The organism is Chloroherpetonaceae bacterium (assembly GCA_033763895.1).
Taxonomy (GTDB): domain Bacteria; phylum Bacteroidota; class Chlorobiia; order Chlorobiales; family Thermochlorobacteraceae; genus JANRJQ01.
The window spans coordinates 410754-437629 of sequence record JANRJQ010000004.1 but is presented as its reverse complement, the minus strand read 5'-3'; the positions used below and the strand labels follow the sequence as shown (position 1 = coordinate 437629).

General features: G+C 40.7%; 24 protein-coding genes. 17 read left to right on the top strand and 7 right to left on the bottom strand.

The features are described 5' to 3' along the window. Positions 1-62: 62 nt before the first annotated feature. Together SFU91_02545 and SFU91_02540 are read right to left on the bottom strand one after the other, a co-directional pair. The gene (locus SFU91_02545) at positions 63-1427 is read right to left on the bottom strand and encodes an ATP-binding protein (GenBank protein MDX2127899.1); all 1365 of its coding nucleotides are present in this window, start codon (positions 1425-1427) and stop codon (positions 63-65) included. Next, a complete protein-coding gene (locus SFU91_02540) occupies positions 1417-2808 on the bottom strand; it encodes a sigma-54 dependent transcriptional regulator (GenBank protein MDX2127898.1) in 1392 nt (463 codons plus the stop codon). Before SFU91_02540 ends, SFU91_02545 begins: the two co-directional genes overlap by 11 nt. Before the next feature lie 314 nt (positions 2809-3122). Between SFU91_02540 and SFU91_02535 the strand changes: the two genes are divergently transcribed. From SFU91_02535 to SFU91_02525, 3 genes are all read left to right on the top strand, one after another. Further along, positions 3123-4445 (top strand): HlyD family efflux transporter periplasmic adaptor subunit, encoded by a 1323-nt coding sequence (locus tag SFU91_02535; protein MDX2127897.1) that lies wholly within the window; start codon positions 3123-3125, stop codon positions 4443-4445. Positions 4446-4471: 26 nt separating this feature from the next. Then, positions 4472-5164 carry an ABC transporter ATP-binding protein gene (locus tag SFU91_02530; protein ID MDX2127896.1) on the top strand — a complete coding sequence of 231 codons (693 nt, stop codon included), beginning with the start codon at positions 4472-4474 and terminating at the stop codon, positions 5162-5164. 81 nt (positions 5165-5245) lie between these two features. Then, positions 5246-7738 (top strand): FtsX-like permease family protein, encoded by a 2493-nt coding sequence (locus SFU91_02525; GenBank protein MDX2127895.1) that lies wholly within the window; start codon positions 5246-5248, stop codon positions 7736-7738. A gap of 20 nt (positions 7739-7758) precedes the next feature. Here the strand turns inward: SFU91_02525 and SFU91_02520 are convergent, their stop codons facing one another. From SFU91_02520 to lpxD, 5 genes are all read right to left on the bottom strand, one after another. Then, a complete protein-coding gene (locus SFU91_02520; GenBank protein ID MDX2127894.1) occupies positions 7759-8379 on the bottom strand; it encodes a hypothetical protein in 621 nt (206 codons plus the stop codon). Next, positions 8336-8815, bottom strand: a complete 480-nt coding sequence (locus SFU91_02515; GenBank protein MDX2127893.1) for a hypothetical protein — start codon at positions 8813-8815, stop codon at positions 8336-8338. The genes SFU91_02520 and SFU91_02515 overlap by 44 nt, the downstream gene beginning before the upstream one ends. Continuing rightward, positions 8815-9480 (bottom strand): hypothetical protein, encoded by a 666-nt coding sequence (locus SFU91_02510; protein ID MDX2127892.1) that lies wholly within the window; start codon positions 9478-9480, stop codon positions 8815-8817. Before SFU91_02510 ends, SFU91_02515 begins: the two co-directional genes overlap by 1 nt. Next, positions 9477-10823, bottom strand: coding sequence for a peptidoglycan recognition family protein (locus SFU91_02505; GenBank protein ID MDX2127891.1), 1347 nt, complete (start codon positions 10821-10823; stop codon positions 9477-9479). The genes SFU91_02510 and SFU91_02505 overlap by 4 nt, the downstream gene beginning before the upstream one ends. Before the next feature lie 155 nt (positions 10824-10978). Then, positions 10979-12040: a UDP-3-O-(3-hydroxymyristoyl)glucosamine N-acyltransferase gene (gene lpxD, locus SFU91_02500; protein MDX2127890.1), complete on the bottom strand. Its 1062-nt coding sequence runs from the start codon at positions 12038-12040 to the stop codon at positions 10979-10981. 239 nt (positions 12041-12279) lie between these two features. On the opposite strand from lpxD, the gene SFU91_02495 reads away from it, so the two are divergent. The 14 genes from SFU91_02495 (at position 12280) to SFU91_02430 (ending at position 26823) form a co-directional block, all read left to right on the top strand. After that, a complete protein-coding gene (locus SFU91_02495) occupies positions 12280-13233 on the top strand; it encodes a ribose-phosphate pyrophosphokinase (protein ID MDX2127889.1) in 954 nt (317 codons plus the stop codon). 89 nt (positions 13234-13322) lie between these two features. Continuing rightward, the gene (locus SFU91_02490) at positions 13323-13991 is read left to right on the top strand and encodes a 50S ribosomal protein L25/general stress protein Ctc (GenBank protein MDX2127888.1); all 669 of its coding nucleotides are present in this window, start codon (positions 13323-13325) and stop codon (positions 13989-13991) included. 110 nt (positions 13992-14101) lie between these two features. Beyond that, entirely contained in the window at positions 14102-14926 is an 825-nt protein-coding gene (locus SFU91_02485; GenBank protein ID MDX2127887.1) for a gamma-glutamyl-gamma-aminobutyrate hydrolase family protein, read from the top strand. A gap of 5 nt (positions 14927-14931) precedes the next feature. Further along, entirely contained in the window at positions 14932-16044 is a 1113-nt protein-coding gene (gene proB / locus SFU91_02480) for a glutamate 5-kinase (protein ID MDX2127886.1), read from the top strand. A 29-nt stretch (positions 16045-16073) separates the two neighbouring features. Continuing rightward, positions 16074-16859, top strand: a complete 786-nt coding sequence (locus SFU91_02475) for a DUF6733 family protein (protein ID MDX2127885.1) — start codon at positions 16074-16076, stop codon at positions 16857-16859. A 76-nt stretch (positions 16860-16935) separates the two neighbouring features. Beyond that, on the top strand, positions 16936-17805 hold the full coding sequence (gene pssA, locus SFU91_02470) for a CDP-diacylglycerol--serine O-phosphatidyltransferase (protein MDX2127884.1): 870 nt from the start codon (positions 16936-16938) through the stop codon (positions 17803-17805). Positions 17806-17828: 23 nt separating this feature from the next. Next, a complete protein-coding gene (locus SFU91_02465) occupies positions 17829-18275 on the top strand; it encodes a hypothetical protein (protein MDX2127883.1) in 447 nt (148 codons plus the stop codon). A gap of 10 nt (positions 18276-18285) precedes the next feature. Beyond that, positions 18286-18546: a phosphoribosylformylglycinamidine synthase subunit PurS gene (gene purS / locus SFU91_02460; GenBank protein ID MDX2127882.1), complete on the top strand. Its 261-nt coding sequence runs from the start codon at positions 18286-18288 to the stop codon at positions 18544-18546. Between the two features lie 6 nt (positions 18547-18552). Next, entirely contained in the window at positions 18553-19158 is a 606-nt protein-coding gene (pth, locus tag SFU91_02455; GenBank protein ID MDX2127881.1) for an aminoacyl-tRNA hydrolase, read from the top strand. 197 nt (positions 19159-19355) lie between these two features. Further along, entirely contained in the window at positions 19356-22214 is a 2859-nt protein-coding gene (locus SFU91_02450) for a TonB-dependent receptor (GenBank protein MDX2127880.1), read from the top strand. Between the two features lie 37 nt (positions 22215-22251). Beyond that, positions 22252-23775: a hypothetical protein gene (locus tag SFU91_02445; GenBank protein MDX2127879.1), complete on the top strand. Its 1524-nt coding sequence runs from the start codon at positions 22252-22254 to the stop codon at positions 23773-23775. A gap of 33 nt (positions 23776-23808) precedes the next feature. Beyond that, positions 23809-24618, top strand: coding sequence for a DUF4397 domain-containing protein (locus tag SFU91_02440; GenBank protein MDX2127878.1), 810 nt, complete (start codon positions 23809-23811; stop codon positions 24616-24618). Between the two features lie 74 nt (positions 24619-24692). After that, on the top strand, positions 24693-26087 hold the full coding sequence (locus SFU91_02435; GenBank protein MDX2127877.1) for a tetratricopeptide repeat protein: 1395 nt from the start codon (positions 24693-24695) through the stop codon (positions 26085-26087). Then, entirely contained in the window at positions 26077-26823 is a 747-nt protein-coding gene (locus tag SFU91_02430; GenBank protein ID MDX2127876.1) for a Sir2 family NAD-dependent protein deacetylase, read from the top strand. Before SFU91_02435 ends, SFU91_02430 begins: the two co-directional genes overlap by 11 nt. Positions 26824-26876: the final 53 nt, after the last annotated feature.

The window sequence follows — 26876 nt, the reverse complement described above, 5'->3', positions numbered from 1 at the left end:
AAGGAGGTGCTTCATTGAAAAAATCTATCAATAAAAATGAACAGACTAGTGTTAAAGATTTGCTAAAATCGAAGAATAAACAATGTGCCTTTTTCGGGGGTTGAACGTACACGAATGTTCCCGTTATGAAGGCGCATAATTTGACGAGCTAAAGAAAGTCCGATTCCGCTGCCATTGGGCTTAGTTGTAAAAAAGGGAATAAAAATTCTTTCTTGTAACTCTTTCGACATCCCAATTCCGTTATCCTCAACTTCTATAATGACTTTTGATTGAGAATCCAAAAAGGCGCGAACCCAAACAGCACCGTTTGGCTTATCAATAATCGCTTGTCTTGAATTTGTAATTAAATTGATAAGCACTTGTTCAATCAAAGTTTGATCGGCAATAAGCTCTAATGAGGCGGGTTCAACACGAAAGGATAATTGAAGTTGAAATTCTTGAAAAGAAGATGAAAATAAAATTTGAAGTCGCTCCATTATTTGGTATAAAGGAAAAACGGAGAACTTTGGTGGAGGAATTTTTGTCAGATTTCGATAAGATTCTACAAATTCAAGAAGTCCATTGCTTCGTTTTGCAATCGTCTCTGATGCTAACAAAAGATCATCAAGGGTTTCTTTATCCATACTGGCTTGTTTTATCATCCTATTCATTGTTTCGGCGAGCGATGAGATTGGGGTGATACTATTCATCATTTCATGTGTTAAAATCCGAATTAGCTTTTGCCACGATTCCAATTCCTTTTCATCCAATTCCGATTGGATGTTTTGAACTGCAAAAAGAATCATCTCTTTTGAATCAATCGTGAAGCGAGTGGCAGAAAAAAGCAGTTGAGTATGGTCACCCTCAATCGAAAAGTTCACAAGCATTTTTTCCCCGCTCTTTAATGCCAGAAGCTTTTCATCGAGTCCTGTGTGTAGATGCGAGAGACCAGAAATGGTTCTTAAGGAAGGGAGTTGAAATAATCGCTTTGCAGCATTGTTTATCAGCTCAAGTGTCCCATCGCGATTTACGGCAATTAAACCGGTACTGATATGTTGAAAAGTTGTTTCGAGAAATTGGAGGCTTGCTTCTTTTTCTTTTCTTGTATTTCTAAACCTTTCAATGATTCGGTTAAAGGACTCATAAAGCTTGGAGAAATCTTCCCCTTCGGTATGGCTCTTGAATTGTTGTGAAAAGTCTTCATAAAGTATGGCATCGAGTAAGCGTGTTAGATCACGGTTGGTGCGTTCGACATAACGAATGAGAAGCCATAGTTGAATCACCCCAAAGGCGGTGAAAAGTAATGGAGTAAAAACAAAATCGGTAGTTATAAAAATAGAATAGGCGCCGATAAATAGAAGACATAAGAACAGAAGCCTTAAGATGAATTGAAAGCGAAAATTTTTCCAAAATTTCCGCAGATTTGACAGTAGGGGCTTATAGACCATATTTCTCTAAACGTCGGTAAAGAGAGCCTCTTGTAAGACCTAAAATTTTTGCCGCTTCGGTGATATTACCATTGCACTGTTCCAACGCTTTTTGAATCGCTTCTTTTTCCACCGATTCAAGATTGACGGTATGCTTTTCTTGATGAATCGAACCGGTGATTTCAATAGGGTTAATCTCGGTATTGGGAAAATCCTCCGGTGTCAGTAGGGATGATTCTGCAAGAATGACGGCACGCTCAACGGCATGACGAAGCTCTCTTACATTTCCTCGCCATCGAGCTTTTTGAAACAAAGAAATCGTTTCTGGGGTAAAGGTCATATCCCCTTTCTTGTACTTCGTGGCAAATTGATTTAAGAAATGGGTGGCAAGTAACGCGATATCAAGACCTCGCTCTCGGAGCGGCGGCAAATGAATTTCAATTGTATTGATTCGATAAAGCAAATCTTCCCGAAATGACTTTTCCCGTGAAAGCTGATGTAAATTGGCATTGGTGGCGGTGATAAGACGAACATTGATTGGTTTTGAGAGATTGCTGCCAAGCGGAGTAACCGATTGACTTTGCAAGGCCGAGAGAAGTTTCGCCTGAAGGTGTAAGGGTGTATTGCCAATTTCATCTAAAAAAAGTGTACCGCCTGAGGCAGCGAGAAATCGCCCAATCCGCTCTTCCTTTGCATCTGTAAATGCACCCTTTTTGTGCCCAAATAATTCCGATTCAAAAAGCGTTTCAGAGAGTGACCCGAGATCGACGGCAAGAAATATGTCATTCTTCCTTACCGAAGCCCGGTGAATTGCTCTCGCAACGAGTTCTTTGCCTGTGCCGTTTTCTCCTTGAATCAAGATATTGGCATCGGTCGGTGCAACTTTTTCAATCGTAGAAAATATTTTTTCCATCGCTGGAGATTTTCCAAGAAACTCTGAAAAGAGCCGATCTCCATTTTCGGAAAGTGCCTTGTTTTTTTGGGTTAGTGAAGCAGTTTCGCGTTTTGATTCAAGAAGTTTGAGAGAAGTAGAAATGGTGGCCAAAAGCCGTTCATTTTGCCACGGCTTTTGAATGAAGTCAGTTGCGCCACTTTTGATTGCCTTTACCGCAAGGTCAATATCACCATACGCTGTAATCATAATTACAATTGCAGTGGGGTCGATTTTTATGATTTCTTTTAGCCAAAACAGCCCCTCTTCGCCGCCGCTGACATCGCGAGTGAAATTCATATCCAATAAGATAACATCGTACGAATTGGAAGAGAGGATCTCGGGAAGTTTTTCCGGCTTTGTTTCTGTTTTTACTTCCGAAACATAAGGCTTCAAAAGAAGTTTGGCGGCCAAAAGGACATCTTCATTATCGTCGATAATGAGAAGTTTTGCAGTTGAATTCAGCATCATGTTTTAATTCGTTCAAAATAAAATACCACGCTTCACGAATTCACCCATCAATACAAGAAATATTTTTTGAATGTCCATTGGCGGACGTTGAATCGTCCAAGCTTGGACAAAGGGAAGACGCTGGTTAAACCACATGTCAATTTTCAATGAAACTCCAGTCTTTATAAGGGTTCTGACTTGGCATAGAAATTGAACAGATATAATAAAAAGTTGAAATCGTCACTGATATTCGAATTGAAATATCCACCTCGTTTTTGGTGTCATAATTAGGGAGAGAAATGAAATTTCACATAAATAAAAAAACCTGAAGAGAAATGTCAAGCGAAATCGATGAGCGCAGCGCAATGAGTTCCATTGAAGGTGAAGTCTTTATCAATCAGGATTCCAAAATGGATAGAAATATCAAAAAATCGTTTTGGAGCAAAGAGCGTATTGCTCTGTTAGCTTTTTCTGCCGTTCTCTCACTCGCAATTATTTTTGGTTTGATTTATCGAGGAAGCTCCAAAAAAAAGGTTGAGCGGTCAAAACTTTTAATCAGTGAAGTAAAAGTTGGGCAATTTCAGGAATTTATTCCTCTTAGCGGAAATGTTTTTCCAAAAACCACATTCTACTTAGATCTGATTCAAGGGGGGCAAATTGAGAAAGTTTATTTAGAACAGGGGGCACAGGTAAAACAAGGAGATTTAATACTTAAACTTTCCAATGCGGCATTCTTGCTCGATGCCACCACGAGAGAATCTCAAATCTTTGAACAAATGAGCAACCTTCGCAATACAAGAATTTTGATGGAACAAAATACTATTGCAAGGCGAGGCGAGTGTATCCAGATCGAAGCACAACTGACGGAACAGAAAAGTGCTTTTAACCGCTTGCTGTTGCTCCACCGTCAAAAGTTAGTCTCAAGTCAAGAGTTTGAACAAGCAGAAAACAGGCTGAATGAATTGGAGAAAAGATTTGCGCTTTCGCAACTGGCATTCAAGCAAGATTCACTCTTTAGAGAAAATCAACTCAATCAGATTGAAGAATCAATGCAGCGTTTAAAATTAAACTTGGAAGCTGTGAAATCAAGCGTTGAAAACTTAATGGTTCGCGCCGCTATGCCCGGAATACTAACTGCCATTACAGATCAAGTTGGAAAAGCCGTGGTGAGCGGAGAGCGCGTGGGGCAGATTGATTCAGAGTATGCATTTAAGATTCGAGCTCCTGTAGATGAATATTATATCAGTCGGGTATATGAAGGGCAAAAAGCGGTTGCCACGATTGAAGGAAATAAGATAATGCTTACCCTGTCGAAGGTTTTTCCCGAGGTTCGCAACGGCCGCTTTGAAGTCGATTTTCAATTTGAAAACACGCCGGCTGGAATTCGTCGAGGGCAAAGCATTCAGATTCGATTAGAACTTGGAGAGCAACTTCAAGCAGTTCAGATCGAGCGAGGAGACTTCTATCAAAAAACAGGGGGTCAATGGATTTATGCTCTTTCTAATGATGAGCGAACTGCAAAAAAGAGAGTGATCAAAATTGGTCGTCAAAATCCAGACGACTTTGAGATTCTCTCAGGACTTTCGGGAGGGGAAAAAGTTGTCGTTGCAGGCTATGAATTATGTGAGGATGCAGATGAACTTATCTTAAACGATTGAATAGAAACAAACAAAACCAATAACAAATGATTACGCTCAAGAATCTTCAGAAAGTATATCGAACGGATGAAGTTGAAACCACCGCCTTAAGGAGTATAAATCTACAAGTGAAAGAAGGCGAATTCGTTGCAATTATGGGGCCTTCAGGTTGCGGGAAGTCAACCCTTCTAAACATCTTAGGATTGCTCGATAACCCCAATGATGGCGAGTTTATTTTTGATGGTGAAAACGTAGCCGGTTACTCAGAATCGCAACGAGCGGTACTTCGTAAACACAAAATCGGATTCGTTTTCCAGAGTTTTAATCTCATTGACGAGCTCACTGTATTTGAAAATGTTGAACTTCCCTTGCTTTATCAAGGGGTTTCAAGTGGCGATCGAAAATGGCGAGTCGATAAAGCACTTGCCCAAATGAACATCATGCCTCGCCGAAATCATTTCCCTCAGCAGCTTTCCGGTGGCCAACAGCAGCGAGCCGCAATTGCAAGGGCAGTGGTTGGCAATCCAAAATTTATTCTTGCCGATGAACCAACCGGAAACTTGGATTCTAAAAATCGAAAAGAAGTGATGGATACGTTATCAAAACTCAATGAGAGTGGAACCACTATTGTTATGGTGACACACTCGGGTGAAGACGCCGATTATGCTCATCGCGCGGTTCACTTGTTTGATGGGCAAGTGGTATCTGAAAATTACAAACGAACCCTAAAACACGGATGATTGAGCACTTGAAATCGCACCTCTTTTTAGAACTGGGGTGAACAATAGAATTTTTATAAATGGCGTTATAAAAACCGCATCATGTTAAAAAACTATCTGCTAACGGCGTGGCGAAATATGCTACGTCAAAAAACTTACACGGTAATAAATCTTATTGGATTAGCGCTTGGGCTAGCTTCTGCAGGGATGATTGTCCTTTATGTCGCTGATGAACTTGCCTTTGATGAATTTCACGAAAAAAAAGATCGAATTATCCGTATTGGCCGGCGCTCGATTCGTGACGGTAAGGCAGAAGTTTCAGCCGTTATGCCCGCACCTTTTGGCAAAATGATGAAAGAAAAAATGACGACGATTGAATCGGCGATTCGCCTTTTCAAGTTTGGTGGAAAAGATTGGCAAATCGAATTTCAATCAATTTCAAAAGGAACCAAGTTTAAAACCAATGAAATCCTTTTTGCAGATAAAGAGTTCTTCAATGTGTTTTCGTTTGAACTTATTCAAGGCAATCCGGAAACTGCCTTAGAGATTCCTTTTTCTATGGTGGTTTCGGAATCGTTTGCACAAAAAAGATTTGGTCACACGGCAATTATTGGAGAAAAACTTAAAACCTCATTTGGCGAGGTCACCATAACGGGAGTAATCAAAGACCCGCCAAAACAATCTCATATCTGCTTTGAGATTCTAGGGTCATTTCGCACGTTGGAACTAATTCCCGGGGTCGCTTGGATGATGGATAATTGGTCATCTTCCTCCTACTATACTTATGTCCTTCTTCATAAGGGCGTCTTGTTACAACAGTTTGAACAAGAACTAAAAGCAACGGCTGAGAAACTACTCAATGAACGAATAAAGGGAGATAACCTCAAAATTCAACTTCTTCTTGAACCACTAAAAGACATTTACTTAAGGTCAGAACTGGAAAATCAGATGTCGGAAGTTGGGAATATGAACGCAATTCTGCTTTTTTCAACAATAGGACTTGTGATTTTGATATTGGCAGGGATCAATTTCATCAACCTTGCAACTGCCCGTTCAATGAGACGATACAAAGAAATAGGAATCCGAAAAACACTCGGGGCAGAGCGAAAACATATTGCAATTCAATTTATTGCGGAATCAGTAATGCTTACCCTATTGTCCTCAATTATCGCCATAGGAATAATCGAAGTTCTTTTACCTGAATTCAATGCTTTTACTGAAAAGAAGTTATCGTTAGGTTCATCAGCCCTTTCGTTGCTTGGGTTTACATCTATACCGATAAGTAACACCATTCTCTTTTTTTTATCTGCTTTTATCGTAGGTGTTGCTGCAGGGCTTTATCCAGCCGCAGTTCTCTCTCGATTTCTTCCCTCTGGTTCCGCACTGTATTCACGCCAAAAAAGCAGTAGGATAGTGAGAAAAGCTCTCGTTGTATTTCAATTTTCAATTTCTGCAGCGTTAATTATCGCTGCACTTATTGTTAAGTCGCAAATCAATTACATGAATTCCAAACCCTTAGGTTTTAGTACAACCCCAATGATTGTTATTGATGTCGAAAATGAAGAAGCGAGAGCCCGACTTGAAGCACTAAAAAATGAATTTGCAAAGTCGGCTTATATCGCAAGTGTCAGCCTTTCCGGTAATGTTCCATCAGCACCCGTAGGTACTTGGCTTATGAATATCGAATTGAGTGAGGGGAAAGAGCCGCTTCGCACTGAAATGAATATGTTCCTTATCGATGATCAATTTATTGACCAATATGAACTGACCACTGTTGCCGGAAGGCCGTATCGAAAGGGAGAACCACTGGAAATGATGAATACCGAATACGGATTTTCTACACAGTGCTCCCGAGGGATATTGCTTAATGAAACGGCGATTCAAACCTTGGGTTTCAAGTCACCCGAGGAGGCTTTAGGGAAAAAAATTACCAAACTTTTTCCGGGAGATGGTGAAGTTATTGGTGTGGTGAAAGATTTTCACTATAAGTCGCTTCAAACCAAAATTGAGCCGCTTGCATTGCGAATTTTCCCGGGTCAATTTAGCTCTCTCAGTCTTAAACTTTCGCCGGCTGCTTGTGAATCCTCGGAGTCGGTTGAAAATACGATTCGCGAAATAAAATCGATTTGGGCAAGAGTGATTCAAAATAGTGATTTAAGATTCAGTTTTCTTTCGGAGAGATATGAAGCACAATATCGAAATCAATTTCGATTTGGATATTTACTGAGCGTCTTTGCGGTCATTGCGGTTGCTATCGGCTCACTTGGGCTTTTTGGATTATCAGCTTTTACTGCGGAAGAGCGAACAAAAGAAATTGGAATTCGAAAGGTTTTGGGAGCTTCAGTCGGAGATATCTTTTCAATGATTGCAGCCGATTTTCTTAAGTTGGTCGGTATTGCATTTGTGATTGCAATCCCAATTACGCATGTTGTGATGAAAGAGTGGCTCAATAGTTTTGCCTATCATACCGAGCCAAAACTCTCTCTCTTTTTCTTTTCAATTCTGTTAGGAATAATGATCGCAACTATAACCGTTTCAGCACATTCCATTCGCGTAGCCTTAACCAATCCGGTGAAGAGTTTGCGGTATGAATAGTTTATGGGTTAATGACGGAATCAAAAGCCAAAGACTTTAATGATACTCAATGAATTTGTTGCAAATCCTGTAAAACCATAAGTGAACATAAACTGCCAATCACGATAGCCAAAGCCGAAATGCCCATAGAGATTTACTTCGTCACGCTCTCTCCATCCGGCACCCCCAATCAGCAAGCGATAATCGCTGCTGCCCGAAATTGATTTCAGATCAATGTAAAGCTTTTTATAAGCCTCAGAAATGCTGTCTGTTACAGCAATCAATGATTTTTGCCTGATAAGATTGGTATCAGCGGCAGCTTTATAGGCTTCAAAGTTTTGAATCAATTTCAATTGTGAGGCAATTTCAATGCTATCTCGCTTCACCCGCTCTTGCAAAATGCGAACCCGCTCAACCAATCGCGACAATGTATCCATCGGTAAAATGACTACAACAGACGAATCCTTTTTTGCAACAAAAGTATTGGCATCCAATCGGCTGACTTGAAAACTCTTTCCACCTATACTAAACTTCACTTCTTGGGCGTACAAGTTCACTGAAACCATTAGACTTAGGATGGCCAATCTGCCAAGTGAAAAAAGCTGTAAGAATGAAATTCTATTGCGGCGCAGGCGTTCCAAGTATTTTTTTGATTTCATCATAGAGTTCTTCTGGTGTTATGGTTTCGTGATGCTTTTTTATTTCTTCAACCCTTTTGCGTAAGCTTTCATCAGCATTGGCTATGGCTTCGGCACTTTCTAACTTCGATTGCTTTAACCGTTCCGAAGCCGCTTGATACTCGGCATCACTGATTTCCGCCTTTCGCTTTAATTCATCGTACCGCTTTTCCATCGCGGCGATTTCTTCCTCTCGCTTTTTTAGTTCTTCAAATAACCGCTTTCTTCTCCACGCTATCCCTCCTATGCCAAACCCCAATAAAATAAACATAACCGTATAAAACCATCCCCGATTTCCACTTCCTTTCAGCTCTAATCGTACAAAAAGAAATATGCCCAAAATAAAAACCACGGTAAGGATAAGAACATCAACCCAAAATGAATTGAGTTGAAAACTGAATATAGATTTAACAAACTCCATTATGATGATTTTTCCGTTGATGACTTAAGCTTTTTTTCGGCTTGGACAATAAGATTGTGAAGCGGTTCAACGCCCATTGAAATCAGCGCTGAAACAATAAACACGGATGGTGCAGTAAGTGAAATTTCTAAACCCTCCTGACCAATGTTATCGAAAAGAAACTCAAAAATTGACTTAAAGCGATTGAACCCATAAACATCAAGGATACTCTTCAGCAAAAGTGCCGATTTGGCTTCAAGCACCGTATTCTGCAAAACAACTTTTAAGAGAAACAACGCTAGAAAAAAAGACATCACGCGATTGACCGCCTTCACCCAAAAAATTCGAACTTTTTCGATAGAAATCGATTTCTTCTCACCTTCTTTGGAACTGCTTAGCAAATGAGATGAAAATGATTCCACTACGGTTTTCCCTATAGCAGAGTTTTGTTGAAGTGCATACGCAAGTTCAAGTTTCTCTTGAACAAACTTGGCACGATGAAGCCAAAAACCAGAGAAAAAATCATGCCTCATCTCTACATACTTAAAGAGGCTATTGAGATACTCTAAAATCCGTTCTACTGTTATGGCAAGAGTGAGATAAATGAAAAATACAAACGTCGTGAGCGTAATGGCATCCTTCGAGAATGTCTCAACTCCCGTTTTTACCGAATCCAATGGGTTCATAAGTAGGGTTGTGTTTTGAAATTTTTTAGTGCAGTTTCAAATCCATCTAATTTTTTCCAAGCGGTTACATATTCAACAATTGTTTGTTGAAACAGATCAAATTGAAAACTTTCTCCGGGGCAAGCCTTAAATGCCAAGTGACGATGAGGAACAATTCCTTTTATCGCTTTTGAAATAACCTTTTTATCTGAAACTGCCTGAGGGAATTCGAGCGGAACTTGATAAAGAAAGTGCCATAGCGCAATAACGCGAGCAGCTGCATGTAACTGAGGCAATGTGGCTTGCGAAGAACCAAGCCTGCCATTCACATTTGAAAACGGTACTTTAGGGTTTGTTTCATAATTGCCTTGAAATGCCAGCCCAAGCGAGCGAAAATTGTATCCTGCCGCATGATTGCCCCGCCTATCCCAACGGGTTAAAATTTCAATTGCCCCGTTCTGAAACACTACCGCATGATATCCCGCAAGCCACTTTTTTCGTTCGAATTCTTTGATTACTTCAGAAAAAGGCGCGCTGCTGTTCATCGCTGTGTGATGATAAACGATAAGATCAATTGGTGCGGTGCGCTGATGAGAATGTTCTATCGCTTTAGAATGAACCCCTTGATGGTGCAGGTAGCCCACAAGTGTTTCTAGTGAAATTGGAGCATGCGTCAAAACTTCATTTTTCAGAGCATTAGCCGAATTGAATCCGTTAGTAGTTTGTTTAACAGTAGCGGAAGGTATTGAAGCACTTTCAGAATTTATCTGTTCATGTTCATCAGATGGGTTTGCGCTAAGCAATTCACGATATCCCACAATTTTTTCAGGACGAGATACTTGTAATTTTCTCTCCGTAATAAAGCGAATCAAAAAATGTACCGGCTTACTTCCTGCGCCAATAATGATACCGGTCAATACCATACCAAGTACTGTGTTAGGCAAGGAATCGTTGCCAAAAGGCAGAAAAGTGAAAATCGAAAAATTTGAGAATTTGCATCCGGCAATTCCTACAAAACAGCCTAAAGTGTTTAACCAAAATTCTTTTGTGATGGAATTTCGATTTCCTATAGGCATTGGAAGAAGATCAAATGATTTTTCCACAAACGAGAAATTTGGGTTTGGAGGGATTTCTCTGAGATCATGATTAAATGAACGAATTTCATCTAATTCCGAGGCTTCCTTAAATGCCAGCTGCTCCTTTTCTAAATCACGCTTTAAGGATGAGTAAATCTCAATGCGAAAAAGAAAAAGTTGGTCAAATAGCCAACTGCCAATCTCTAAAAAACGCTCAACTGCAAGTGAAAGCGTGAGCATCACACCGAGTGCCGCTAAAAGTGGCGCAAAAGGGAGATAAAGTTCCATTTCGTTTTCGGTTTAGAATTTGGTAAAAGTGAGAAATAAATGTAGGATTTAACCTCTCTATCAAAAAACTTGAGCAATGCGTTTAAATCACTTGAAAGGATTAATGGCCTTGAGAAAAGAATGAATCTTTGAAGTGAAAGAATTATAACGAAATGCTAAGTCGATTTTGACTTCAATTCATCAAGTTCCTTTTGCATCACTTTCACGGTTTCTATTAGATCAGCCAATTTTCCAAGCAAAGCCTCTTGGCGCAACTGATGGCGAATCGGGCGAGCGGGAATGCCTCGAAGCGATTCCCCTTCGTTCAAAAACGATTTTGCAACGCCTGCTTTTGAACCGATAGTGATTTTATTTCCTATTTCAATATGCCCTACGAGCCCAACTTGACCACCTAAAAGGCAATTTTCACCTATTTTCGTACTTCCCGAAATGCCAACTTGCCCTGCAATGACGGTGTTCTTCCCGATTTTGCAGTTATGCCCAATTTGAACAAGGTTATCTATTTTTACACCATCTTCGATAACGGTTTCAGTAATTGTAGCACGGTCAATCGTGGTATTGGCACCGATTTCAACATCGTTTCCAATGCGTACAATCCCTATTTGGGGAATTTTATGATACCGCCCATCTGACCTTGGTGCGAAACCAAATCCATCCGCTCCAATAACCGCACCCGAGTGAATCGTTACTCGATGCCCAATTTTTGACCCGTGATAGATTGTCACATTTGGGTAAATCGTACAATCTTCACCAAGAAGTGAACCTGCAAGAATGACTGAATTTTGAAATATTCGGGTATTTCTGCCAATTCTAACATTTTCTCCAATAAAAGCATTTTCGCCAACAGAAACCCCGTCAGCCAAAATCGCAGAAGGATGAATAAATGAGGATGGTGAAATGCCGTTTCGGATTAATTCGATTGGAGGTGTAAATTTTTCAAGCAAAAAGACAAACGCCAAATAAGCATCATCCACCTGAAAAAGCCCAAGCCCGGGGCGAGCGGATTCGATTTTAAGGTCTTTTGAAACGATTAATGCAGAGGCCTCAGTGGTAGTCAAAAACTTCTCATACTTCGGGTTAGAAATAAAGGAAATTTCTCCGTATCCGGCTTCCTCAATTTTGGCGAGTTTCGAGAGCTCAAGCGTCGGGTCGCCAAAGTAATCGACAGAACTTCCAAGTTTTTCAGATAAATAGTCCTTAATTTCGTTTGCTCTCATAATTCGGTTAAAACCGCAGGTCTTTGAATAGAATAAAACCCTCTCCAAATGGGAAAGGAAAAAAGCCTGAATTCCATTACTTTTTTTAGAAATTAATGTATATTTGCGGCTCAATTTTTTTAGCCGAGAAAAAGCAGGGGCTTTACCGTTGCTTTTTTGCTTTGTCAAAATTAGGGTATGGCAAGCCTAAAAAAAACTTGTTTGGAAAATTTAATTCCGGTTTTTATCCGAGGTCCACTATGATCAAAACGATAAAAATTTTTGCTGGGCGAAGCAATCGCCCGTTGGCTGAAAAAATTGCAAGACATCTTTCCTTGCCTTTGTGCAGGGCAGAAGTAAAAAACTTTTCGGACGGTGAACTTTCGGTTCAATACAACGAATCGATTCGCGGTAGTGATCTATTTATTATTCAATCCACGAATCCACCTTCCGATAATTTGATGGAGTTACTCATTTTGATTGATGCTGCCAAACGCGCATCGGCAAGCCGTATCACGGCGGTGATTCCATATTACGGTTACGCTCGTCAAGATCGAAAAGATCAGCCGCGTGTTTCCATCACGGCCAAGCTGAATGCTAATTTGATTACAACAGCCGGGGCCGATAGAGTTTTAACAATGGATTTGCATGCACCGCAAATTCAAGGGTTTTTTGATATTCCGTTTGATCATCTCTATTCATCGATCGTACTGACCGAGCATATACGGCAAATGGAACTTGAAAATTTCGTAATTGCCTCGCCCGATGTTGGTGGTGTAAAACTTGCGCGCGCTTATGCTCAGCGGTTGCACACCGATCTGGTTATATGTGATAAACGCCGGCCAAAGCCGAATGAAGCGGAGATTATGAATATTATCGGCGAAGTAAAGGGAAAAAATGTGTTGCTTGTTGATGATATGATTGACACTGCCGGCACAATTTGCCAAGCCGCTGAAGCTATGAAGAAAAACGGTGCAGAAAAAATTTATGCCGTTTGTACACATCCGATACTTTCAGGCAAAGCAGTTGAACGGTTAGAAAATTCTCATATTGAACGCGTGATAGCGACTGATTCCGTACTGACCAATCACGCACCGTGTTCAAAATTAGATGTTGTTTCCATCAGCGGCATTTTTGCAGAAGCTATTAAAAGAATTTACGACGATAGTTCAGTAACATCGCTCTTTGATGAATTGAAGCAATCGGATAAATAGTTTACAAGTATTCCGAAATGGTTGCCATTTCAAGGCAATAAATATTATAAGTCTTAAAATTTTTGATAACATAAACTTTACTAAGAATCATGCAAACGATAACGCTTGAAGCCAAAACGAGAGCCGTGGGAAAGAAAAGCGAATTGAAACAGTTGCGCCGTGAAGGGTTTGTTCCGGCAACCCTTTATCACCGCGGAGAAGATTGTGTCACCCTTACCGTTAAAGAAGCCGAGCTTCGCCAATTGGTCTATACCACTCAATCACACCTTGTGAATTTGAAATTCCAAGACGGAAAAGAAAAGCAAGCCGTCATGAAGGATGCTCAATTTGATCCTGTGACGGATTCGTTGATTCATGCCGACTTTCTTTCATTGAAAGACGATGAAAAAGTTGAAATTACCGTTCCGGTTCTTTACAAAGGAACGCCTGTTGGACAAATCAAGGGAGGAAAACTTCAAGTTATTTTGCACAAAGTTTCTGTTCGAGCCTTGCCTGCCGATATTCCTGAGCATATCGATGTTGATGTTTCAATTCTGGATTTATCCCAATCCGTTCACATCGGCGATCTTCGCAAAACCTACGCGACTTCAAAGTTTGAAATTTTAGGAGAAACCACCACTTCGCTTGTCACCCTCATCTCGCCAAGCCGCTTGGCCGCCGCTGAAGCCGCTGCAATCGCATCACCTGCTGATGGCGCAGCACCAGCAGAACCTGAAGTCATCGCTAAGGGTAAAGAAAAGGGTGAAAAGGAAAAATAACCGATTTTCTTTCAATCAACTTTTAGGCTGGGTTTACTACCCAGCCTTTTTTTTAAATTTATTTTTCTGTTGTTTCAAATCTTACTTTCGAAATCGGTATAAAACCTTGAATGGAAAAAACAAAACTCAAAATTGCCGTAACCTCTTGTGGTCATAAAACGCCCGAGTACTTATCGTGGATTTCAACTGCCCAAAATGAGCATATTGAAATTGAATGCGTTGAATTAAAATATCATGAACCTCATGAGTCGTTTGAAGTCTATTCTTCGCTTTTACAAAAGAATCTTCAAACCATTGAAACTGCCGATGCCATCGTTTTCACTGGGGGGCTCGATGTCGAACCGGCTCGCTTTGGAAGAAATGATGATAAAAATGTGTTGAAAGACTTGGATGTTGAAATTCATCCTGAGCGTGACCAAATGGAATGGGAATTGGCGGAAACGGCCCTTGAAAAAAAATTACCGATTCTTGGAATTTGCCGAGGGCTTCAATTGATAAATGTGGTGATGGGCGGAACTTTGTATCTCGATATTCAAAAGGAAGGTGCTACAGAGATTTCTCACAAAAAAATATCGAATGACACGAGTGGCTTTCACGGAACAAAATTACTTCGCCAATCAGGTCTCTTTGAACTGATTCGTGAAGAATCGACAGACAATCTCACCACAAGGCATCACCAAGCCATTCGCGATGTTGCCCCTGAATTAAAAGCGGTTGCATTTTCGCCCGACGGAATTATCGAAGCCGCAGAATCAAAAGATCCAGCCCGAGATATTTGGCTGGTCCAATGGCATCCGGAGCGAATGTGGATTGAAAGTGCCGCGAACCCACGCCTTGACAATGCCTTTTCCAAAAATTTACTATTGGGCTTTATTGATCGGCTCCTTCAAAAAAAATTGCTCAAGCTGGAATCGGCTGTCAACACTCACTCATAGAGGTTATGACCGAAGCCAAAAAGCATAAGCCGGAGACCGTTGTCATAAAAATTGGAACCAATGTGATTACCGGTTCAAATGGGCTTCTTGATTTGGAAGTAATGGAAGCTTTAACCGCCGATATCGCGGCGGAGCGGAAAAAGGGAAATCGCCTTATTATGGTATCATCAGGCGCAATGGGTGCGGGAAGATCTCTTTTAACCTTGCCCGAAAAATCGAATCCGGTATCGGTGCGTCAAATTTTAGCCTCTATTGGCCAAGTCAAGTTGATACATCATTATTCAGACCTATTTGAAAAACATCATCTTTTGTGTGCGCAAGTTTTAGCTACAAAAGAAGACTTCCGCGACCGCCGTCATTACCTAAACATGAAACATTGCTTCGAAGCACTGCTTGAGCAAGGTATTATCCCTATAGTCAATGAAAACGATGTGGTATCGGTTACGGAGTTAATGTTTACCGATAACGATGAACTCGCCGGATTAATCGCTGCAATGATGAATGCAGATTCACTCATGCTATTAACCAGTGTTGAGGGAATTTATTCAGGCAGCCCAAACGACCCCAATTCAAAAGTCATTTCCAAAGTTGAAATCGGCACGAGCTCAAAACGAAGCCCCATTGGTGAACTTTCAACAATGATCACAAGCGAGAAATCGCAATTTGGCAGGGGAGGAATGCAGACAAAGTTTTCGATTGCGTCGAAACTTGCAAAAGTGGGGATTCGCGTGTACATCGCGAATGGAAAAAAAAGAGGGATGATTTCAGATCTCTTAAAAGGTAAAGAACTGGGAACAACATTTATTCCTGTTAAAAAAACTTCAGGGGTGAAAAAATGGGTCGCAACTTCTGAAAGCGGTGCAAAAGCGAAAGTGATCATTAACCGCGGTGCAAGCGAACAATTGAAACGTGAAAATGCCGCCTCAAGTCTTCTTCCGATAGGAGTAATAAGAATAGAAGGAACTTTTCAGAAAGGGGATATCATTAAAATTGAATCAGAAAGCGGAGAGGGAATTGGGGTTGGCGTTGCTCAATATGGTTCAGACATTGCAGCCTCACGGCTCGGTAAACGGGGTGAAAAGCCGCTTGTTCATTACAATTATCTTTATCTTACTTAAAATCTCTCGAACCCAAAAACATGAAACCAATGAATCCGCTTTCCCGAAGCTTAAAATGTGTCGTGCCATTTTTACTTGGATGCCTGTTTTTTGTTTACGAATCTCCAAAGCTTTTCGCGAGTCAAGTTTCTCGCGATAGCACAACGGCACTGCCAAAACAGGAAAAAAAAACTGTAAACGCGAGGGCATCAGTCGGTTTCGATCAATTTTGGGGAAGCTGGATTTCTGGAAATGTGGCTAAAAATTTGGATTCAACAGGTTGGATAAAATCCTATGAGCTTTACTTACAAGGGTGGCAAAACCCTGCCTTAGGAAATGGTTTGGGAAGTGACCCTTGGGTTGAATTCGGTACTTCTGTTACTTTTCATCCAGTTGAAGAAGTCTGGTTCATTAAACCCTCATTTGGGATAACTGCCGGGCGTTTTTTGGTCTCCTCTTCATTTGGAAACTTTGCCGAATCGTTCACAATCAGCCTTCAGAATGAATTAAAAATTTTCGGAGTAAACCTTTTTGCAAGGCCAAAGTATTACTTCGTATTATTTAATCGGGGTAAACCCTCAAACGACTTGTTTCTTTTGTGTGGCGGTATTGGATATGATTTTTCAACAATTGTCATTGCTGAGCTTCGCGGAGAGTGGCTTGGTGCTGCAAGGTCAACAACTCAAAACAACACCACTTACTACCAAAGAGTAGGATTCGCATTAAGATATGACGATCGAAAACTTTTTGCGATGGAATTTGAAGGAGGTTTTGATTTTGCTGAGCAATTCTCAAATGGAAATTATTATCGGTGGATGATATCATTAGGATTTTGAGATCATTTGGTTACTCCCGTCAAAAATCAAAAAAAGTTTCTTAGTTTGAGCCAAAATAAACTGTCACAAAATCAATATGCCTGTGCCTGAGTCTGAAAAAAAAGAACCTGAAATAAATGAAAAGCTCGAAGGCGGAATTGTTTCAAGCATGAGGAAATGGCGTCCCAAGCGACGATTTCGAATGGGTCGTGTGACAATCCCAAGCATATCTCGCGTTGCAGTGCCCTCCACTTTTACAGTCATGAATATGGTGAGCGGCTATATTTCAATCGTTCTTGCTCATGACGCAAACCTAACTTTAGCCGGATGGTTTATAATCCTTGCAGCCTTTTTTGATACCATCGATGGAATGGTTGCCCGTCTTGCAAATGCCTCTTCAGATTTTGGTGTTGAATTAGATTCGCTGTCAGACTTAGTCTCTTTTGGCGCGGCACCGTCCTTTCTCGTTTATCAAGCGGGGTTACACCAAATTGGTATTTTGGGTGTCTTGTTAAGCTCAGCATTGATGGTTGGAAGCGGATTGCGATTAGCTCGCTTTAATGTTCAACTTGTTGGGTTTACAAAAGACTATTTCACTGGTTTACCCACGCCCTCTCAAGCAATGACAATTGCTACATTTGTGATTTGGGCTTACGCAGAATCTCTCTTTTCCGAGGAAGTTCGCGATATCATTCTTGTTATGCTTACAATTTCCTTATCACTTTTAATGGTGAGTAAAATCAAGTATGATACCCTTCCCAAGCCGACCCTTGAAAATTTAAAGGATCATCCGGTGAAGATGTTTTTGTTTGGATGTGGGTTTTTGGCGATGCTTGTCTTTCAAGCAAAAGGATTTTTTATAGCAATGATATTCTTCATTCTCTTCGGTGTAATCCGTTCGCTTTATTACTTTTTTAGCGAAGAAATCACTCACCATTCTGTTGCGAACTCATCAAAATCTGAGTAACTCAAAATTCAAATTCATTAACTATGAAAAAAAATCTGTACTTGGCAATTTTATTAATTGCTATTTGCGCGGTTTTTACTGCGTGCAATCAAAAGGAAGAGGTCAAGAAATCGGAGCCGGCAATCCAAAAGTGGGCGGAGGAAGATGATTTTCACATTGTGATGGCAGAAACGTTTCATCCGATGGATAACGACTCAAATTTTACACCTATTAAAACCCGCTCGAAAGAGCTTGTTGAAGCCGCTCAAAAGTGGATAAATTCAAAGCCACCGTTTGAATTAGAACATCCTGAAGGATGTGCTGAGGCTTTGGTAAAGTTGGTCAGTGCAAGCGAAGCATTACATAATCAAATTCAAGCGGGTGCGAGTGATGAAGAGATAAGAAAATCGCTTACAGCATTACACGACTTATTTCACGAGGCAAGTGAAGAATCGGCTCCAAAGGGAACTGGTCATAACCATAAACACTAATTATTTTCCGATGTCATACTTAGCAAAAATTCAGGTTACTTTGAGAAAATCGATACTTGATACTCAGGGCAAAACCGTTTCACAAGCACTTTCTCAATTGGGATATTCAAGTATCGGTAGTGTTCGTATCGGGAAATACATTGAAGTGGAGATCGCTGAGACTAGTGCCTCTAAAGCAAAAGAAGTAGCCGAAGAAGCTTGTAAGAAATTGCTTTCCAATCCGGTAATGGAAGATTATCATATTGATTTAATCGAAATCGCAGCGAAGTGAAAAACAATGAAATTGATCTGCGGGCTTGGAAACATTGGGAAAGAGTATGTAGGGACAAGGCATAATGTTGGATTTCGTGTTGCAGAGTCTGTCGCTGAGAAACTTGGGTTGGGCTTTAAATCTGGAAAAGGAGATTACGACTTCGCTAAGGGGGTTTATGAATCCAATGAAGTACTGATAATAAAGCCCACAACCTATATGAATCTTTCCGGCCGAGCAGTTCGCCACGCTATGGCCTTTTATAAAATCAGCATCCTCGATCTTCTAGTCATTTGTGATGATTTTGCGATTCCCTTAGGTGCAATTCGCCTTCGTGGCGAAGGTTCCGACGGGGGTCAAAACGGGTTGAAAAATATTATTCAAGAACTTGGGCGAAATGATTTCACAAGACTTCGTTTTGGGATTGGAAACCCGGAATTCAAAGGAAGTGCCGCAGACTTTGTTCTTTCAAACTTTAAACCTGAAGAACTTGAAGTTGTTGAAGACACAATCGCTCAGTGCCGAGACGCCGCATTGTATTTCCTCACCCACGGTTTGAATCCTACGAGTACAAAGTTCAATCGAAAAAGTTCCCCTTTAGAAAAAAAAGTTTTTTTGCCAAAAGAAAATTAATTCACTATTTGAATTTTTCTGAACAAATATTATAATTCAATTATCTGAACTTATATTTTGAAGGACATTAGTTTTTAAGGCAATCGCCAATCCTTCCTTTTTTATTCCGATTTTTCTTATCTGTTTCTTTCAACTCAATAATGGGTTGTATAAGGTTTTAAGCACATTTTTTTCAACAAATAACAAAACAAAACAATATGAAAAGGTTATACCTCTTCAAACTGGTGCTATTGCTCGTGCTTACAAGCACTTCAGTAATGGCTCAAGGAGTCGGTGAAATCACCGGGGTTGTCTCTGATGCAAGTGATAAAGAAAAACTCATTGGAGCACAAATTTCTCTATTGGACACAAAGACAGGAACAGTTACCAATGCACAAGGACGATTTTATCTCCGAAGAGTAAAAACAGGGGACTATATCGTTATTGCGAAGTATGTTGGTTACAAGCCCCAAACTAAGAATGTTACCGTTACAGAAGATAAAAGTGTTACGGTGGATTTTGAATTGGTGCCTACTGCCGTTCAAGCATCTGAAGTCATTGTGACAGGGACTGGCGCAGCAACAGAAAAGAAAAAACTCTCTGCACCCGTACAAAGCATCAATGCCGAAAGGTTAAATAATATTACGGTACAATCTATTGATCAGTTACTCCAAGGTCAGGTGGCCGGTGTATCGGTTGGGTTTGCTTCAGGGCTCCCCGGTACAGGGTCAAGAATTCAATCGCGAGGTGTTAAGAGTGTTGCGGCAAATTCTACACCTGTGTTCTATGTGGATAATGTGCGTGTGGATGCGGGAGATAACTTCGGCGTAGGAACAGGCGGAACCGTTTCATCCTCATTAGCACAATTAATTACAGGTGAGGTTGACCGCGTAGAAGTTGCACTTGGTGGATCTGCGGCAACATTATATGGTACCCAAGCTGGAAACGGGGTAACTCAGATATTCACCAAAAAAGGAACTCCCGGAACCCCAACTTTGAAAATTGTCGGAACTTTAGGTGCAGACAATCCAGAAACCAAGTTTGTGCAAGAAGATGTTACAAGAAATCTCTTGTTTCAAACCGGATTTTTCCAGCAATATACGGCAAACCTTAATGGTGGAGCAGAAACTTTTACTTACAACTTTTCTGCAATGTCTCGAAATAGCACCGGTTTTATTGTTCGCAATCAAGCTCGTGATGAACTTTACAACCTTGCCTTTGCTGCAAGAGCCATCCTAAGCGATAAGCTCGAAGCGGAATTTTCCACTTCATTTATCAGAAACAGCTTTGACCGGTTTAACCAAGGTAATAACATTTTTGCACCGCTCGGTGCAATGGAAACAGGTTCGCAGTTCCGTTCGCGCAATCTGAATTCAAACGGAACTGATAACCCAGATAGTCTTTTAGCCATTTGGATGACGCCAGATTATGATGAAAATGTAAACCGTATCATTACCTCATTAACATTTAACTATAATCCTTACAATTGGTTTTCACATCGCTTAACAGTTGGTCTTGATTATAACAAAAGAGAGTCACGCTTTCTGACACCTATAGAAGCGAGTATAGCTTTTGGCTCGACAGTACTGGGAAGTATTGTTAGAAGCGACCGTGAATTTTTTCAACCAATTGTCAATTATTCGGGAAGTGTATCTCTTCCTGAATTAGATGAACTTTCCGCGTCAATAAATTTTGGTGGTGAGGCTTTTCGTCAAGAAGTACGTGTAATTACAGGGTCAGGTCAAAACCTTGCCGCAGGTACACAAACATTTAATCAAGCTGGAATTGTAACCGGATCCGAAGGAGTTGCTGCCCTGTTTTTCGGTGGCGGTTTTGCCGAATTGAGAGGAACACTATTGAAAAATATTTTTTTCGATGGCGGAATTCGATTAGATGTGAGTTCTGCTTTCGGAAAAGAGGTTTCAGTTATTCCGCTTTTTAGGGGAGGAGTTGCGACAGTTCTTTCAGATTTTCAATTTTATCCGGAAGATATTAAGCCCTACGTTCCTTATTTCAAATTACGAGCGGCTTTAGGTCAATCGGGAAATTTCCCCGCGCCATTTTTGAGAGATAGAACCTATGCAGCCCCTTCGTTTCTTGGTTCAGCTGCTATAACATTTGCAGGTGCTGGAAATCCAGATGTAAAGCCAGAAATTATTAATTCTTTAGAATTTGGTTTAGATCTTGGACTTTGGGAAGATCGGTTAGAATTCAATGCTACATATAGCACGACTTCGACAATCGATGGACTTTTTTCAGTACCCAACGATCCGGTAACCGGTTTTGGACTTATTCAAAGAAACATTGGAGAGGTGTTGAATAATGTATGGGAATTTTCGCTTTCGGGTAGCATTTATAAAGATTCTGATTTCGAGTTGAAAGGACGTCTAAATTTCACATTGGTTGAAAATAATATTCCTGACATCGGACAGATTGGAGGTCGCCCGATTCCTGAGTTTGCTGTTGGGGGATTTGCATTTTCAGGTCTCTTCATTGCAAATCAACGCTCTATTGGTGCAATTCGAGCCAATCGATTGGCGCAAGAAGCAGACGGAACTTACCGTGGAAGATTTATTGCAAATCAATTCAATGGGGCTCAATCCATTCCAACACGTTTTGGTTCTGTTGGGTTTGATGCAATTATCATGAAAGACCTTACTATTAGCGCATTGCTTGAATATTCGTGGGGTAATGCTTTGGTTAATACACAACAAGTGTTAAGAATTGCGAATGGATACCTCGATGCCCTTTCAACCGTTCCGGGTTTTGTGAGTTTGACACAAAACTCTGTGACTAATCCTTCAAGTTTCGCAAACTATGGTTCTTTCTTTGTCGAAGATGCACGATGGGTTAAACTTCGCGATATAACGATTCGATATAACGAACCATTCGGAATGAGTGGATTAAATTTAGCATTTGCTATACGTAATCCTTTTATCATTTCCACTTCAGCAACTGGAGTAGATCCTGAATTGAACTGGGCTCGAGCTGGCGGTGCTCTTGATCTAGGTGCAACTGGGGGCGCAAATCTTTCTGCTGCCCGTCAAATTCGATTTACAATTGGATATAATTTTTAATTCTCCGTAACCATTAGACGCACAAAAAATGTTAAATATGAACGATCTTAAATTTTCGTACACGAAAGTGAAGCGTGCGACCTATGCGGGGGTAATTACATTATTCCTTGTTTTAGGTTTTAGTGCTTGCATTAATAATCCAACGGATATCATTAACCCAACGATTACTGATGAATCATTGCAACGGTTTCCGGGAGGTAGTGCCAACCAAGTTTTACAAGGTGTTCGAACTACTTTTTCCACTGCCGTTGGAAACATAGTTCTCTATAATGCCTATGTAAGTGATGAATATGTCAATATTTCGACATTTTTGTCTCCTTCGGCTGATAATCCAAGACTAATTACTTCGGACGATTTAAGCCTTCCCGGTAGTTATTCAGGGCTTCAGAATCTAAAAGCAAATGCTGAATTTGCTATTACGCAGGTTCCTTTGGATAATACTTTGAATGCAAACCAAAGAATTAATGCTACCGCTCAAGCAAGGTTCTTCAGAGGTATGGCATTATTAATGCTAGCTGAAAATTTTGCCAATGTTCCTGTAACGGTTGGCGGTTCGGGGCTAACTTCAAATCAATTGGCTCAAGAGGCAATAAATGATTTCAATTTGGCGCTTCCCGGATTGGGTTTGCCTGCTGTGTTGCCCTCAGGTTCACCGGCTTCGTTAGCAATGAATCAAACCGCTTGCCGTTTAGCCCTTGCGAGATCGCATCGCTTAAGAGGAACTTTGGATAGTGCTATATTTTATGCGAATGCTGCTTTATCAAGCGCAGGAAGTACAAACTATGTGTATCGCGCACTTTTTGATGCTCAAACAAATAACAATGGAGTTGTCCCTTTCTTAGTAACCAGAACAACAAGGGATCTGCAACCACTTCCGAGATTAGACTTTCTAGATCCTAAATATACCGCTATTGATTCTCCAATTCCAGTTTTAAAGATAGAGGAAGCTCATCTTATTTTAGCAGAAGCAGCTATTGCGAATGGTAATTTTACTGATGCACGAACAAGCCTCCGGAATGCCGTCAACGCTGCAAGAAGGGCAGATTCCTTGGTTGGATTTAATAGCGCAAATACAAGACTTGCCGTGGCAGCAGTCGGGGGTAATCGCCCGAGATCCAATACTCTTTCGGTTCGAGCAGATGCAAATTCTCCGGCTATTCCAAATTTGATTCCGACACGGCCGGGATTGGTTACGGTTTTTCCAACTTCATTTACAAGTATAAGAACAAGTGACATTGATGCATTAGCAGAAACAGAAGAAGAATTTTTAAGAACACTGTTTTTGCTTAGACAAGAAATCTTTTTCTTGGAAGGGCGTCGAATCGCAGATTTGGGAATTCGTTTACCTGTTTGGAGACGCCAATTGGATGTGAATCCTTATGGTTCTGGTGTCGGTTTCGATTTGAGTGTGGTTCCTGATTACATTCCGGGTTTTGCAAATTTCAATCCCGGAACTCACGATATGGATGCATTTATCGTTTCCGGAAATGTGGTTACCTGTAGCGTCGATATGAACCGCGTTTTGGCAACAAACAGAGCGTATTCCTTAAGAAGACCTTAATCTTTGAGAACACAAAAATTTTTGAACGAGAACATGTTAAAAAAATTCAATTTTCTAATAGCAACGAGCTTTTGCATCCTGCTTTTAGCTTCTTGCTCCGATATCCCGACAACGGGAGAGACGCCGACCTTGGGCAGCGTTCGCGTGCTGCATCTTTCGGCAAATGCAGGAACAGTGGATTTGCTTTTTGATAATCGGGTATTTGCCGATACCATCTTCGCATTCTTTAATCGAAGTGTATCAGGTACGGTTCCTCGGTTTACGAATCCTGCGGTAGCTTATCTTGGAAATACCGGATATATTGGAGTTGAAACGGGTACAAGAAACCTAAAAGTGTTTGCAGCTCCGGGTGGTGTGGCAGCGCGTCCACCGTTAACTTCAGGAGATACACGGGTGGTAGCTGAAACCAATATCAATGTTGGTTCAAATAAGGCTTACACAGTCTTCGTTTCAGATACTGCAGGAACTACCGGTGGAATTATACCTGTGGTTGTAGAGGATGCAGTACCGAGCTTTCCTGACCTTAATGTTGCGCAAGGTAGCATTCGGTTTGGGCATTTTTCTCCAAACGCTCCGGCAGTTCGTATTCTTGCAACGCGCACGAGTAGCCCGGGAATTACCAATGTTGAAGTTTTTAGCTCAACAAGTTACAAACAAATCAGCGGGTTCACACCAATTGATTCCGGAACATTCCGTTTCAATGTTGTAGCGGGTTCAGATACCGTGCTTACTGTAAATAATCAAGCCATTGCACGGCGTAGGGTTTATACTCTTCTTGCAAGAGGTCTTGTAGGTGGTGCTGGTGCGGCTGCACTTGGAGCTACCATTTATTTCAATAATTAAAGTATAGTAAAATAAAAAACGCCGGAACAAACCGGCGTTTTTTATTTTAAAGCAATTTTTAGAATAGAATTGTAATGCAAGCCAAAACAATCCTGATCATAATATTTATTATCACTTCGTCCTCATTATTTGCACAACATAAGAGGGCTAATGAGGAGAGTATAGATAGTCTATACCGTATTGGAATTGAGGCCATTCATAAAAGAGAATTTGCGAAAGGGGTGGTTGTTTTTAATCAGCTATTGCAAAATGATTCAACCCATTATAAAGCCCTCTTGATGAGAGGTTTTGCTAAGCAATTCTTGATGGATTCAAGTGGAGCATTTCATGATTATTCTTTGGCAATAAGATCTAGTGAAGAGAACTTTGAAGCATTTGTGATGAGAGGACTATGGGCTTCAAAAATGAGGAATTACTCAAGAGCCAATGCTGATTTTACGGCGGCTATATCAATGAAACCAGATAGTGCGCAACTTTATTTTTTTCGGGGATTGGTAAAGATTGAAATGCAACTTTTTGACTCTGCCATTGAAGATTTTTCTACAGCGATTGGAAAAGCCCCGCTTGATGATGCTTACTTTCAACGAGCCGCATGTTATGCCCAATTGGGAAAGAACAATGAAGCAGAAAAGGATTATGAATGGCTTGTTGAAAATCGAGGTGATTTGAATGCATTTAGGCAAAGAAGTGCGTTTCTAAGACGATTAGGCCGTTACGAAGAATCTTTAGGTGATATTGAAAAAGCTTTACAACTCGGTCCATCAATTCCGGAATTGCTCTATGAAGCAGGCACACTTAAATTGGGAATGGGACTTAAAGAGAAAGGGCTAAATGATTTGGCCAGAGCTTATCGAATGGGATATGGTCCAGCAAAAGAACTCATTTTAAAGAACTACTCTAAAGAATTTATCTCAGATTCTTTGCGTGTTTATTATGCACCGGAGATTGTTGTGCAATCACTTGCTCCAGAACAACTTGTTGCTCTTAAAGAATTGAAACAACTTTCATTTTCAGCTCCTAGAATTATCCGCTCCGATATGACAGCCTTGAGATCGGGAAGAGCGAATGATTTGTTTAATACAGCAATTTATAAGGCGGCAAAAGTTGGTGGTATTTCAATGTTTGGATGTAACGAAAATGTCCTTCTTGCCGGTGGAACAAGTCAATCAAGCCAAGGTCAAAATTTTGCAACCGATGGTGGAAGAGGGCCTTTAAGAAATGTGAGTATTCAATGTATTGTCATTCTTCTTAACCGGAAGGCAAGGCAATTGAATGATCCATATATAATGAAGCTTGCAGAAGAAATGTCTTATCTCGTTGATCAGATAAATAATCAAATGCAAATCGCTGAGTCGCAAAACAACACGGTTGATGATGCGCGTCGTACTTCCGAATCAGCACTCATAGAAATTGAAGCAAAGATTAAGCAAATGTCGGAGTATTTGGCTGTAAAAAATTATGAGCAATAAGACAATTTTAATCCTCTTCTCCGGCGCCGGGCTTTCAGCTGAAAGCGGTATTCCAACTTTCAGAGATAGCAATGGCTTGTGGGAAAATCATCGCATTGAAGATGTCGCCTCTCCTGAGGGGTGGAAACGAAACCCAAATCTCGTTCTTGATTTTTATTCAAGAAGGTTTGAAAAACTTCAAAACGTAAAACCAAACCGCGCGCATTATGCAATTGCAGAACTTCAAGAGAAGTATGAGGTCATCAATATCACTCAAAACATTGATAATCTTCTTGAACAAGCCGGGTCAAAAACGGTTTGGCATTTGCACGGTGAATTGACCAAAGCAAAATGTGAATGGCATTATGAAATTTTTGGATTTAACCCGCATTTCAGATGTACGTTCAAAAAAGAAATAAGTTCGCCGGATGAATATGAAAAAGAGTGTCCGCTTTGTGGCGGAAAACTGAGACCTGATGTCGTTTGGTTTGGTGAAGCAGTCGATATGAAAACAGGTGAGTTGGAAAAGCTAAAAGAATCGGCATCGATATTTATTGGCGTTGGGACTTCAGCACAAGTTTATCCGGCGGCTGGATTGATCAGTTACTTTTCGAACCTCCCCCAAAAATTCTTCATTGATAAAAACCCTGCATTTGAAAGCCTTCGTGGTTTTGAAGTTCTGCAAGGGCTCGCTTCAGAAATGCTTCCAAAACTTGCCAATGAGCTACTTGATCGTTCAAATTTGAGTCGTACTTGATAAAAACCTGACTTAAAGAATTTTTATCGCTCATTAGGCCGTAAAAAAGCCGA

Excerpts from the sequence above, each read along its gene's own strand:
- pssA (MDX2127884.1), top strand. The coding sequence starts at position 16,936 with ATGCCTGTGCCTGAGTCTGAAAAAAAAGAACCTGAAATAAATGAAAAG.
- SFU91_02430 (MDX2127876.1), top strand. The coding sequence starts at position 26,077 with ATGAGCAATAAGACAATTTTAATCCTCTTCTCCGGCGCCGGGCTTTCA.
- SFU91_02445 (MDX2127879.1), top strand. The coding sequence starts at position 22,252 with ATGAACGATCTTAAATTTTCGTACACGAAAGTGAAGCGTGCGACCTAT.
- SFU91_02545 (MDX2127899.1), bottom strand. The coding sequence starts at position 1,427 with ATGGTCTATAAGCCCCTACTGTCAAATCTGCGGAAATTTTGGAAAAAT.
- lpxD (MDX2127890.1), bottom strand. The coding sequence starts at position 12,040 with ATGAGAGCAAACGAAATTAAGGACTATTTATCTGAAAAACTTGGAAGT.
- SFU91_02440 (MDX2127878.1), top strand. The coding sequence starts at position 23,809 with ATGTTAAAAAAATTCAATTTTCTAATAGCAACGAGCTTTTGCATCCTG.
- purS (MDX2127882.1), top strand. The coding sequence starts at position 18,286 with ATGTCATACTTAGCAAAAATTCAGGTTACTTTGAGAAAATCGATACTT.
- SFU91_02505 (MDX2127891.1), bottom strand. The coding sequence starts at position 10,823 with ATGGAACTTTATCTCCCTTTTGCGCCACTTTTAGCGGCACTCGGTGTG.
- SFU91_02435 (MDX2127877.1), top strand. The coding sequence starts at position 24,693 with ATGCAAGCCAAAACAATCCTGATCATAATATTTATTATCACTTCGTCC.
- proB (MDX2127886.1), top strand. The coding sequence starts at position 14,932 with ATGACCGAAGCCAAAAAGCATAAGCCGGAGACCGTTGTCATAAAAATT.
- SFU91_02490 (MDX2127888.1), top strand. The coding sequence starts at position 13,323 with ATGCAAACGATAACGCTTGAAGCCAAAACGAGAGCCGTGGGAAAGAAA.
- SFU91_02515 (MDX2127893.1), bottom strand. The coding sequence starts at position 8,815 with ATGGAGTTTGTTAAATCTATATTCAGTTTTCAACTCAATTCATTTTGG.
- SFU91_02520 (MDX2127894.1), bottom strand. The coding sequence starts at position 8,379 with ATGATGAAATCAAAAAAATACTTGGAACGCCTGCGCCGCAATAGAATT.
- SFU91_02475 (MDX2127885.1), top strand. The coding sequence starts at position 16,074 with ATGAATCCGCTTTCCCGAAGCTTAAAATGTGTCGTGCCATTTTTACTT.
- SFU91_02530 (MDX2127896.1), top strand. The coding sequence starts at position 4,472 with ATGATTACGCTCAAGAATCTTCAGAAAGTATATCGAACGGATGAAGTT.
- SFU91_02535 (MDX2127897.1), top strand. The coding sequence starts at position 3,123 with ATGTCAAGCGAAATCGATGAGCGCAGCGCAATGAGTTCCATTGAAGGT.
- pth (MDX2127881.1), top strand. The coding sequence starts at position 18,553 with ATGAAATTGATCTGCGGGCTTGGAAACATTGGGAAAGAGTATGTAGGG.
- SFU91_02540 (MDX2127898.1), bottom strand. The coding sequence starts at position 2,808 with ATGATGCTGAATTCAACTGCAAAACTTCTCATTATCGACGATAATGAA.
- SFU91_02485 (MDX2127887.1), top strand. The coding sequence starts at position 14,102 with ATGGAAAAAACAAAACTCAAAATTGCCGTAACCTCTTGTGGTCATAAA.
- SFU91_02495 (MDX2127889.1), top strand. The coding sequence starts at position 12,280 with ATGATCAAAACGATAAAAATTTTTGCTGGGCGAAGCAATCGCCCGTTG.
- SFU91_02510 (MDX2127892.1), bottom strand. The coding sequence starts at position 9,480 with ATGAACCCATTGGATTCGGTAAAAACGGGAGTTGAGACATTCTCGAAG.
- SFU91_02450 (MDX2127880.1), top strand. The coding sequence starts at position 19,356 with ATGAAAAGGTTATACCTCTTCAAACTGGTGCTATTGCTCGTGCTTACA.
- SFU91_02465 (MDX2127883.1), top strand. The coding sequence starts at position 17,829 with ATGAAAAAAAATCTGTACTTGGCAATTTTATTAATTGCTATTTGCGCG.
- SFU91_02525 (MDX2127895.1), top strand. The coding sequence starts at position 5,246 with ATGTTAAAAAACTATCTGCTAACGGCGTGGCGAAATATGCTACGTCAA.